Below are 9,892 nucleotides of genomic sequence, written 5' to 3'. Positions count from 1 at the left end.
CCACTCCAAGTGTCACTCCCACTCCGACTCCAAGTGTCACTCCCACTCCAAGTGTCACTCCCACTCCGAGTGTCACTCCCACTCCAATCGATCCTACGGAAAGACCAGTGCCCGCACCTGTGACTACACCAAAATCGCCCACAGCCGCCGATACACCCGCACCGCAAGGAGAATCTTCAACCCCTGATTCAGAAGACTTTCAACGCCGCAAAATTCAACCGCTAGACAATCCCGGTGTACCAGCCGATCGAGTTTTAACCATCGATCAAAGTATCACCAGTAAATTACCCCGGGACTTAGTACCACCCTCACCAGCACCACAACAACCGCCAACAGTCAACCCTACTTCTAATTTAGTTCTGGGGTACGCCCCGCCTCCCGATCGACTTTTTGAAGGTAACGATATCCAGAAAACAGTCTGGGGAATCGAAGAAATGAGGAATCAAGAATTTGGAGAATACTTGGGGGTAAAAGCCAACCTCCCAGACGAAAAAGTCTTGATTTCGACTTTCCAACAAACTTTACAAGATATCGCACAGCAACCGGGCAAGCGGTCTGGTATTATCTACATAGTCTCGCGAGACGAACAATTAGAACTAATTTTAGTTCCTCCCGTGGGGCGACCGATTCACTACAGCGTCCCCGAAGCCAACAAAGCAGCTCTTTTCCCCACCGTCCAGGAGTTGCGCGCTGAAATTACTAATCCCGCGAAACGCGCTAGTACCAGCTATCTAAGGGCAGCCCAGCAACTATATAAATGGGCGATCGCACCCCTAGAAAAAGACTTACAAAACTTAGGAATTCAGACTTTGTTACTGTCAGTCGATCCCGGATTGCGAAGCCTGCCCTTTGCCGCTTTGCACGACGGTAAAGGCTTCTTGATTGAAAAATACAGTTTTAGCCTAATTCCGAGTTTTAGTTCGACTAATACCGATTATAAAGCTGTTAGAGACGCCACCGTGCTAGCAATGGGAAGGTCAGAATTTGTTGACCAACAGCCCTTGCCCAGTGTGCCGATCGAATTGCAGGCGATTTCGACTCAGTGGCAGAGTCCATCTTTCCTCAATTCCACTTTCACTTTAGATAATCTCAACTCGGAACACACCAAGGGAGGATTTCGGATCGTTCACCTAGCAACTCACGCTGAATTCAAACCGGGAAAAGCGAGCAATTCCTACATTCAACTGTGGAATTCCAAATTGCAGCTCGATCGCATGGAGAGTTTAAATTGGCGCAATCCGCAGGTAGACTTGTTAGTATTGAGTGCTTGTAGAACTGCTTTGGGCGATCGGGAAGCTGAGTTAGGTTTTGGAGGTTTAGCAGTCAAATCCGGCGCAAAATCTGCTTTAGGGAGTTTGTGGTATGTTGACGATGGAGGCACTTTGGGGCTGATGAGCGAATTTTACCACCAGTTGCGAGGAGCCACAACTAAGGCAGAAACTCTGCAACTTGCTCAACAGGCCATGATTGCTCGTAAAGTTCGGCTCGCAAACGGGCAGTTAGTTACAACAGCGGGGAACTTGAATTTACCGACTAACCTACAACAAGAAAACCAAGATTTTTCTCATCCTTACTACTGGAGCAGTTTCACTCTAATTGGAAGTCCTTGGTAAGCTGCCATACTTTAGCTCGTGTTGCGTAAAATCAACCATTCTAGGTTGAAATGAGGACTAAAGTCCTCAATACGAAGAGGTTTTATGATGGGTTATTACGGGCAATTAATTAAATTTTAGATTTTAAATACAACCCCACAGATGAATCTGGGGGCTTGAACTAACATCCAAACTTTTTTTCTCACCGCGACTCCTGTGGGGATTGTATCCGTATTTCAGTCAGAGCAAGTCAAAAATTATCAGAAACCCGGAGATGCTCTATCTAGGGTTGGTCAGTCTAGGATTTGGGGCAGCAGTTCCGTAATTGACTCGACAGCCGATATTGAACAAACTCGAACTGCACTCAAGAGGGACAATCTGCTGGTCGAGAAGGGCGCTGCAACTGACATACTCGTCGTTATTAGTATCTCTTACCATACATTCGATCGGGTTAGCTCCCGATCGCGCCGACCAACTCTTCATACCTACAACTGCAATCATATGCTGCCAGTAGAATGCAAATAGCGACACTGCAAACAGTACAGCAACTCCTAATCCTACTTTCAATTTCCAACTATTTAGGACGTTTCCCAAACTGTTTTTCACGTTTTCCACTCCAGAAATTGAGCTTTCGGTAGCTATTTCAGGAGTTGTCAAGTTTGTTTGTGTTTGTTCTGCTGGAATTTCAGACATAATGTATCTCCTATGATTGCTGGGATTTGGCTAAGCTGGCAATTGCCATCGCTATTGCAAACTTTATCAAATTTTAGCAAAACTAGCCTGTACCGACAACCGATTCGGGCAGCACCGCCGGGGAAGTATGTATATTCAGCAAGTGCGATCGCGATTTCTATGCCTTTTGAGGTATTGCCCAATTCGCGTTAGCGGAGCCCGCCCCTACGGGGGCTGCGCCAACGAAGAGGAGCGGCTATTTTGCACCGACGGTAATAGAATTGTTGGCGATGTTCTTTGAAAACGGCCCAAGTGAATCAGCGATTTTTTTGCGAACAGCAGAGAGCGCAGAGAGCGCACAGAAAGAGAAAAGAAAGATATATTGACTTTCGCCAATCATTTATGGTGTCGATAGTAGTTCTAATAACTCAGCTTCCGAAAGTAGTTCTATCCCCAAAGATTGAGCCTTTTCCAACTTAGAACCCGCATCTTCTCCCACAACCACATAATCTGTTTTAGCACTCACAGAACTTGTGACTTTACCTCCTGCTCTTTGAATCAAATCTTTAGCTTCATCTCGTTTCAAAGTGGGCAAAGTTCCAGTCAGCACAAAAGTTTTGCCTGCCAGTTGTAAATTTGTGCTGGCTAAATTTTGATTTTTTACTTCTGACTGCAATTGCAAGCCTGCAGTTTTCAACCGTGCAATTAAACTTTGATTTGCCGGAACTCGAAACCACTGATAAACAGCTTGAGCAATTTCCGGCCCGATGCCGTAAACCCCCTCAATCGATGCCGCCGATACCGCTGCTAACTCTTCCACATTGGCAAACCTTTCTGCCAGCAATTGAGCGTTGACGCTGCCGACGTGGCGGATGCCCAAGCCGTAAAGTACCCGCGAATAAGGTTGATTTTTCGATTGGGCGATCGCACTTACCAACTTTTCTGCTAACTTCTTACCCATGCGTTCCAAACTCATCAGTCTTTCCGCAGTTAAATCGTACAAATCTGCGGCAGAATGCACCAGATTACTATCAACCATCTGCTGCACCAACTTTTCCCCAACACCGTTAATATCCAGAGCATCCCGGCTGCAAAAATGAATCAGCGAACCTCTCAAAATCGCCGGACAAGATGTATTGATGCAGCGAGTAACTGCCTCCCCCTTTTCCCGAACCACAGGCTGTTCGCATTCAGGACAGCAACTAGGCATTTGAAAAAATCGAGCATTTTGGGGGCGCAGTTCCGGCAAAACTCGCACAACTTCTGGTATAATTTCCCCAGCTTTTCTAACAATTACAGTATCGCCAATGTGCAGGTTCAGATCGGAAAGTCGATCGCTGTTGTGGAGAGAAGCCCGCGAAACCGTCGTTCCCGCCAACTGCACCGGTTTGAGTTCCGCTACAGGCGTCAGAGCCCCAGTTCTCCCTACTTGCACGGTGATTGCTTCTACAATTGTAGGGACTTCTGCCGCGGGATACTTCAGGGCGATCGCCCAGCGCGGAAACCTCTGAGTAAAACCCAATTGTTTTTGCAGCAGAACCGAATTAATCTTAACAACAACCCCATCCGTCATGTAAGGCAAATTCCGCCGCTCAGTATCCCAATATTCGTAATACTCCCGAACCTCATCCAAAGAATAGCAAATTTTGCGATTGGGATTCACCTTAAACCCCATTCGTCGCAACAATTCCAACGAATCCCACTGCGTTTTCTCCTCATTACCCTCATCTAAATGCAGAGTATAAGCAAAGAAATCCAACCTGCGCTTATCCACAATTTTAGAATCCAACTGCCGCAGCGTACCCGCCGCAGCATTGCGAGGATTCGCAAACAATTGTTCCCCCGCTTTTTCCCGTTCCCGATTAATTTCCTCAAACACAGCTAAAGACAAAAAAGCCTCTCCCCGCACTTCCACAACAGGCGGCGGATTATCTAAATTGAGCTTCAGAGGAATCGAGCGAATAGTCTTGACATTTTGAGTAATTTCCTCTCCCGCCATCCCGTCTCCCCGCGTCGCACCTCGAACTAAAACTCCATTTTCATAGGTTAACGCTAAAGCAGAACCGTCAATTTTTAACTCGCAAACATATTCAGCAGTTAATGGCTGATTTTCCCCTGCTACCTTTTGCCAGCGTTCCTGCCATTTAGCAAATTCCTCAAAATTAAAAGCATTTTCCAAACTGTACAGAGGAATGTTGTGTTTGACGCTAAAAAATTGAGTAGCAGGCTGTTCTCCCACGCGCTGAGTCGGGCTTTCCGCAGTAATTAATTCCGGATAATCTGATTCTAATTCTTGCAACTGGCGATAAAGTCGATCGTACACCTCATCTGGAATGATCGGCGCGTCAAGAACATAATAAGCATAGCTAGCTTCCTGTAGCTGCTGCCTCAACTGTTGAATTTGCTGCTCTATTTCGGGTTGCATATTAATTTGAAAGTGTATATTTTTTAACCGCAGACCATAACACAAACTCAGATAATAGAGATTTTAACCTTATCTACCTCGATCTGCGGTTGTTGTTTGCACATTTAAGATTAATTAACGATCCCAATCTTCAACTTCATAAAGGAAACGAGTTCCCCCCATCAGCTTGCGATTCGCAGAGGTACTTTGCACAAAAACCACGTACTTTTCTAGATTACTCGGTTTGATGCGGACTGTCTCCCCCATTGGCAAACCCAACATTTCTCGCGCTGCTTCTCCTTCAAACAAATCCCCTGTCGAACGATCCATCAGCACAATTTCTTTCTTACCTTGGATAGTTTCTGTTTTAGTAAATTCATAAAACCCGCGCCCGGTTTTAAAAGTCAAACCATTCTCCAGAACAAAAGCTTTAATGGAAATCTCGCTGTCTACTTCTAGAATCTGAAATCTCCCCGGTTTTACGGCTCGCAATTCTGCTGATTCGTAACCCGCCAAGTCTTCCCGCTTCAGCATGGTATTAAACATTTTGTTTAATCCGCGACTCATGCGACCTTCACTGACAACTTCTTGTTCGTAAGCTTGTAGTTGTTCGTTAGATGACTGTTGGTAACAAACGGCTAAAAAGAAATCTGTGATGTAAGAAAATTGGTCGAGATTGAGGTGAAAACCCCCAGATTTTTCGGCTAGTTCTTTATAGAATAACGTGGCGTGCTGGCGGTTGAGAGCTTGGATGCCGTAAACGGCAATTCCCATCTGTGCTAACTTATCTACTTCCTGACGCCAGTTAAGTTTTTGAGGAGTTTGAGCGGGTGCGTGCGGGATGTCGTCGCCAATTAGTACCAATGTTTTGGAATTAGTTGGAGTCCAAGAAAGTGACTGAGCTTCGTGCAAGACTAATTCATAACATTCTGGAGCATCGCCACCGCCAGTTGGCTCTACATTTTGAACAAAATTGCAAATTGTGCCGACATCGCCTGACAAATCGAGGTGTTTAGTTACGTAAGTGCTGCCAGCATCGCAATAGTCCCCGTGAGCTATAATGCCAATGCGAATGCCAGGAATTTCATCTAGCAGTCTCGTTACCGTCTCTTTGATTTTCCGACGAACTTGCGTCAAACAAGGGTACATGCTGCCAGTAGTATCAAAGCTAAAAACGACTTCAATGTTGTTGTTTGCCATGACGTAACTCTCCTTAACACACATCGATTTATTAGCTCTATTATAGCTAAAAAAAAGACGAGTCAGCAACTAGATTAAAAAAATCTCTTAATTCTGGCTCGCTTGATTTGCTTCAGCATAAGGCTGGTTAATTCATCACAAATTCAAATCGAAAAAGTCGCTAAATTTCTTGTTTTCCCCGGAGGGAGCTTGAATGTTATCACTATCTTTTTCGCCGTTCAATTTGCCAGCGGCGCGGGATGTGATTAATTCTTGAGCGTTTGTCTTGTTGAAAGCGATCGGTTCAGCGTGTTCAACCTGAAATACGTTGGCATAGAGATTGGCAATAATCTGTTTGCCTCCCTGGGTCAATTCCAAGTAGTTCAAAGCTGCTGGAATGTAAGGAAAAACTCCATTCCAATAAAACTTGGCGTAATTTTGCCGCAAATCTCCCGGAGACTTGTATCCCAAGATTTTATTAGTGCCGACTTCCTCAAATTCGTAGAACAGCGCACTTATTTTTCGCAGGTAATTTGGGTCGCTCAACTGACCGATCAAATCGGCGGCTCTAGCGAGTCCAGAATAATTGTTTCTGTCTTGATGAGTTTCGCTAGCAGGAACTGGAAAGCGCGTCAATTCAATATTGCGCTTGATTTGTTCGGCATCAATTAATGTGTGGCCGCCGAAGCGTTCGTCAATTACGAGTTTTCCTCGATCGACATGATAAGGAGTTAAACTGGCAGAAGTTGCCCCGATCGGCACAGAAACCATACCCCCGTCAATACCCGTAGCGTAGAGTCCCACAGCTTCTTGGTCTTGGCGACAAACACCTTTGACGTAGCCGATATCGTGGCACAGCAGCGAAATCAGGTAGTGCAGCCAATCTTCCGGCGACACTCCCCCTTCGCGAATATGCTTGCCCCGGAGAATCTCTTGTCCCACCAAAGCCACGAGCATTGTGTGTTCCACATTGTGGTACAGAGCATCGCAGTTAGCGATATTTTCCAGAGCCATAGTCCCTGCCCAGGCGATAATTTCAGGGTAGTCAGGCTTGTACTTGCCGTAGGTGCGACGGTAGCCGGCCTGCAGCTCTTGCACAAAAGCGTCAATCAGGATAGCAGTTGCATTGAACATCATAAATTCTCTCACTCAGGCTGTACTTACAAACTCGGTCGAAAATATCTTGCATAATAGTGGGACTTAAACATTTTCGAGCCGCTTTAGAGGTCCCAACCCCTCGCTGGCAATAGAAAGAGGTCGATCGCCTAAAAATGCCTGAAACCTTTGGTATAAATAGATTCATGCCCATTCGAGCTAAAATTTTTTCTCTATTTGGGTTGGAAGCTATTTTGGCTTCAGTTTTTGTCTAAGTCCCGATAGCTGAAAAAATAATCAATGGGCATTCCAACAGGTTTGACCCCTCGGCGTTGAATTTTAAATTTCAGCTAGTCTTGTCAAATCAGAAAATTGCTCTCAAGGCTATGCTTCCCAAGATAACCTAATTTCCGAAGCATCCGAACCAACAGAGCGATTTTCGGCATTAAAAAGCGGCGAAACAATTTACATCGTTTCACCGACTAATTATTAGAAGTCCTAGGTGTGAAAGTTATGAAATGTCTGTTTCGGAGTCTCTCCACTGCTACCCTTCGCACTCGGCGGTCGATCGCCCCAAAATACCTAGGATTGTTTGCATTCACGGCTGTTTGCACCGCCGCACCGGCAATGGGTGCCGAGCGAATTTACGTAACTTACGGGCCGCTAGAAGAATCAGTTCCCATCGAATCTCTGGCACTCTTCGCCAAAGAAGGGAAAATAGACTCAAACTTGGACGGCTTCGCTCAGTACATCAAAGAATCTCAGCTAGCTGAGATTCGCAGCGCCCTGCAAGCGAAAGCTGAAATCAGCCACGTGACGATCGCCCAATTCCTCTACACGCCTCAAGGAGAAGTGCTGCTCAAACGCTTGGGCCGAGTAATTCAAACCAAAGCTCGGCAGCCCGGATTTTATGCCATCCGAGCCGCCCTGATTTTAGCAGCCTCAGATCCAGAAGGCCTGACAATTCTCAACGTGCTGCGGAAATTCCCCACTTATGGCATCAGGATTGACATCGCTCGCGGCTTGGGTATCGCCAACGAGCTGACATCGTTGATCAATCGTTCCAATCAGACGATCGCCGGAGTCGCCCAGTTGTCCGAAGCACAAGCAGCCTTAGACCCCGCCATACCGCCCGCCGAAATGCTGCAGCCCCAGCTACCGGGCCCCTATACTTGGAAAAAATCATCGGTAACTGTGACGAGTCCAAATCGCCCTCGCACGTTTGATATGGACATTTACCTGCCACAGGGCAGCCCCCAACCGGCTCCAGTAGTAGTAATTTCCCACGGTTTAGGTTCCGATCGCCTTTCCTTCGAGTATTTAGCAAAACACCTAGCCTCCTACGGCTTTGCCGTCGCCGTCCCCGAACACCCCGGCAGCAACGCCCAACAAATCCAAGACTTAGTAACAGGCAGAGCCAATCAAGTAGCAGAACCAGCAGAATTTGTCAACCGCCCCCTCGACATCAAAGACCTGCTCGATTATTTAACCAAACTATCTACAACCGACCCGACCTACCAAGGGCAGCTCGACTTGCAGCGAGTCGGCGTCATAGGCCAGTCTTTCGGTGGCTATACAGCTTTAGCATTAGCCGGGGCGGGGATTAATTTTGCACAGCTAGACAAAGATTGCGGACTCGAAAACGATACTTGGAACCTCTCTCTACTTTTGCAGTGCCGCGCCCGCGGCCTAGAGCGCAACCAGTACAATTTCGACGACCCGCGCGTCAAAGCTGCGATCGCCGTCAACCCGATCGTCAGCAGCATTCTCGGAGAAACAAACCTCAGCAAAATCCAAATCCCAGTCATGGTAATCGCAGGCAGCGCCGATACCGTCGCCCCCGCTTTGCTCGAACAAATTCAACCGTTCACATGGCTGACATCGCTCAACAAATATCTCGTATTGATGATAAACGGGACTCACTTCTCAACGATCGAGGATTCCCCTCAAAGCCTCTTTCTGCCACCACCAGAGGTCATCGGGCCCGAACCAGCTTTAGCCCGCCGCTACCTCAGCGGACTCAGCCTAGCATTCATGGAAAGTTATTTGAACAACAAATCAAATTTCCGCCCGTATTTGGAGCCATCCTACGCTTTAAGCATCTCCCGAGACACTCTCGGACTGAGAATTTTGCGATCGCTAACCCCGCAGCAACTCCAGCAGTTCAGGCTTTCTCCACCTCCTCGCATCCCGGCCTCTCCACCTCCCATCGCTCCTGTTTCTCCACCTTCTCCACCTCCGATCGCTCCCGTTCGTTAGGCTTGAGGTGCGCCGGAGAGCACGCTGGCATATCTTTTCGCGCCGGGACGATGGCGTCCCGCCCCGCAAGCTACGCCCCTGTCTCTCTTTACATCAGCTTTCCTAATCGCAGTCATCAGTTTAACTGTCGTCAAACCCCTTTACAAACCTTAACAACACCGTTAATAATATAAACATCATCCGAACATTGACAACCAAATACAGCAATCATAAAACCATGACAACAACCTTACAGCAGCGCGAAAGCGCCAACGTCTGGGAACGCTTTTGTGAGTGGGTAACATCAACCGACAACCGCATTTATGTAGGTTGGTTCGGCGTCTTGATGATTCCTACCCTGTTAAGCGCCACCATCTGCTACATCATCGCCTTCATCGCTGCCCCTCCAGTGGACATCGACGGCATCCGCGAACCAGTTGCTGGTTCCTTAATGTACGGTAACAACATCATCACAGGTGCAGTTGTTCCCTCATCCAACGCCATCGGCTTACACTTCTACCCCATCTGGGAAGCAGCTTCCCTTGATGAGTGGTTGTACAACGGCGGCCCTTACCAATTGGTAATTTTCCACTTCCTCATTGGCGTTTTCTGCTACATGGGTCGTGAATGGGAATTGTCCTACCGCTTAGGTATGCGTCCTTGGATCTGCGTCGCTTACTCTGCACCAGTTGCAGCAGCAACCGCAGTATTC

8 protein-coding genes are annotated in these 9,892 nt (G+C 47.3%); 4 read left to right on the top strand and 4 right to left on the bottom strand.

Annotation, left to right across the window (positions count from 1 at the left end; translation table 11 throughout):
• On the top strand, nucleotides 1-1,613 hold a 1,613-nt coding region (locus QUA27_RS25330; protein ID WP_333071565.1), incomplete at its 5' end, for a CHAT domain-containing protein.
• Between the two features lie 258 nt (nucleotides 1,614-1,871).
• On the opposite strand, the gene QUA27_RS25325 is transcribed toward QUA27_RS25330, so the two are convergent.
• Nucleotides 1,872-2,285 carry a hypothetical protein gene (locus QUA27_RS25325; RefSeq protein WP_333071564.1) on the bottom strand — a complete coding sequence of 138 codons (414 nt, stop codon included), beginning with the start codon at nucleotides 2,283-2,285 and terminating at the stop codon, nucleotides 1,872-1,874.
• 12 nt (nucleotides 2,286-2,297) lie between these two features.
• Here QUA27_RS25325 and QUA27_RS25320 point away from each other — a divergent pair, with 12 nt between their 5' ends.
• Nucleotides 2,298-2,477 carry a hypothetical protein gene (locus tag QUA27_RS25320; protein WP_333071563.1) on the top strand — a complete coding sequence of 60 codons (180 nt, stop codon included), beginning with the start codon at nucleotides 2,298-2,300 and terminating at the stop codon, nucleotides 2,475-2,477.
• A 187-nt stretch (nucleotides 2,478-2,664) separates the two neighbouring features.
• Here the strand turns inward: QUA27_RS25320 and ligA are convergent, their stop codons facing one another.
• The 3 genes from ligA to QUA27_RS25305 form a co-directional block, all read right to left on the bottom strand.
• Nucleotides 2,665-4,689: an NAD-dependent DNA ligase LigA gene (ligA, locus tag QUA27_RS25315; RefSeq protein ID WP_333071561.1), complete on the bottom strand. Its 2,025-nt coding sequence runs from the start codon at nucleotides 4,687-4,689 to the stop codon at nucleotides 2,665-2,667.
• Nucleotides 4,690-4,803: 114 nt separating this feature from the next.
• A complete protein-coding gene (locus QUA27_RS25310) occupies nucleotides 4,804-5,868 on the bottom strand; it encodes a vWA domain-containing protein (RefSeq protein WP_333071560.1) in 1,065 nt (354 codons plus the stop codon).
• A 135-nt stretch (nucleotides 5,869-6,003) separates the two neighbouring features.
• Nucleotides 6,004-6,981, bottom strand: coding sequence for an Npun_R2479 family HD domain-containing metalloprotein (locus tag QUA27_RS25305; RefSeq protein WP_333071580.1), 978 nt, complete (start codon nucleotides 6,979-6,981; stop codon nucleotides 6,004-6,006).
• Nucleotides 6,982-7,455: 474 nt separating this feature from the next.
• Between QUA27_RS25305 and QUA27_RS25300 the strand changes: the two genes are divergently transcribed.
• The gene (locus tag QUA27_RS25300) at nucleotides 7,456-9,201 is read left to right on the top strand and encodes an alpha/beta hydrolase (RefSeq protein WP_333071558.1); all 1,746 of its coding nucleotides are present in this window, start codon (nucleotides 7,456-7,458) and stop codon (nucleotides 9,199-9,201) included.
• A 217-nt stretch (nucleotides 9,202-9,418) separates the two neighbouring features.
• A partial coding sequence (locus QUA27_RS25295; protein WP_510175270.1) for a photosynthetic reaction center family protein occupies nucleotides 9,419-9,892 on the top strand: 474 nt, incomplete at its 3' end.

The sequence above is a fragment of the Microcoleus harperi Pol14_C6 genome (genome assembly GCF_036701295.1).
Classification (GTDB): domain Bacteria; phylum Cyanobacteriota; class Cyanobacteriia; order Cyanobacteriales; family Microcoleaceae; genus Microcoleus.
Note: the sequence above shows the minus strand (reverse complement) of the source record. Positions and strands in the feature narration are given on the sequence as shown.

What these genes read in the sequence shown, in the direction of transcription:
- QUA27_RS25325 (WP_333071564.1), bottom strand. Translation starts at nt 2,285, where the DNA reads ATGTCTGAAATTCCAGCAGAACAAACACAAACAAACTTGACAACTCCT.
- QUA27_RS25320 (WP_333071563.1), top strand. Translation starts at nt 2,298, where the DNA reads ATGATTGCTGGGATTTGGCTAAGCTGGCAATTGCCATCGCTATTGCAA.
- ligA (WP_333071561.1), bottom strand. Translation starts at nt 4,689, where the DNA reads ATGCAACCCGAAATAGAGCAGCAAATTCAACAGTTGAGGCAGCAGCTA.
- QUA27_RS25310 (WP_333071560.1), bottom strand. Translation starts at nt 5,868, where the DNA reads ATGGCAAACAACAACATTGAAGTCGTTTTTAGCTTTGATACTACTGGC.
- QUA27_RS25305 (WP_333071580.1), bottom strand. Translation starts at nt 6,981, where the DNA reads ATGTTCAATGCAACTGCTATCCTGATTGACGCTTTTGTGCAAGAGCTG.
- QUA27_RS25300 (WP_333071558.1), top strand. Translation starts at nt 7,456, where the DNA reads ATGAAATGTCTGTTTCGGAGTCTCTCCACTGCTACCCTTCGCACTCGG.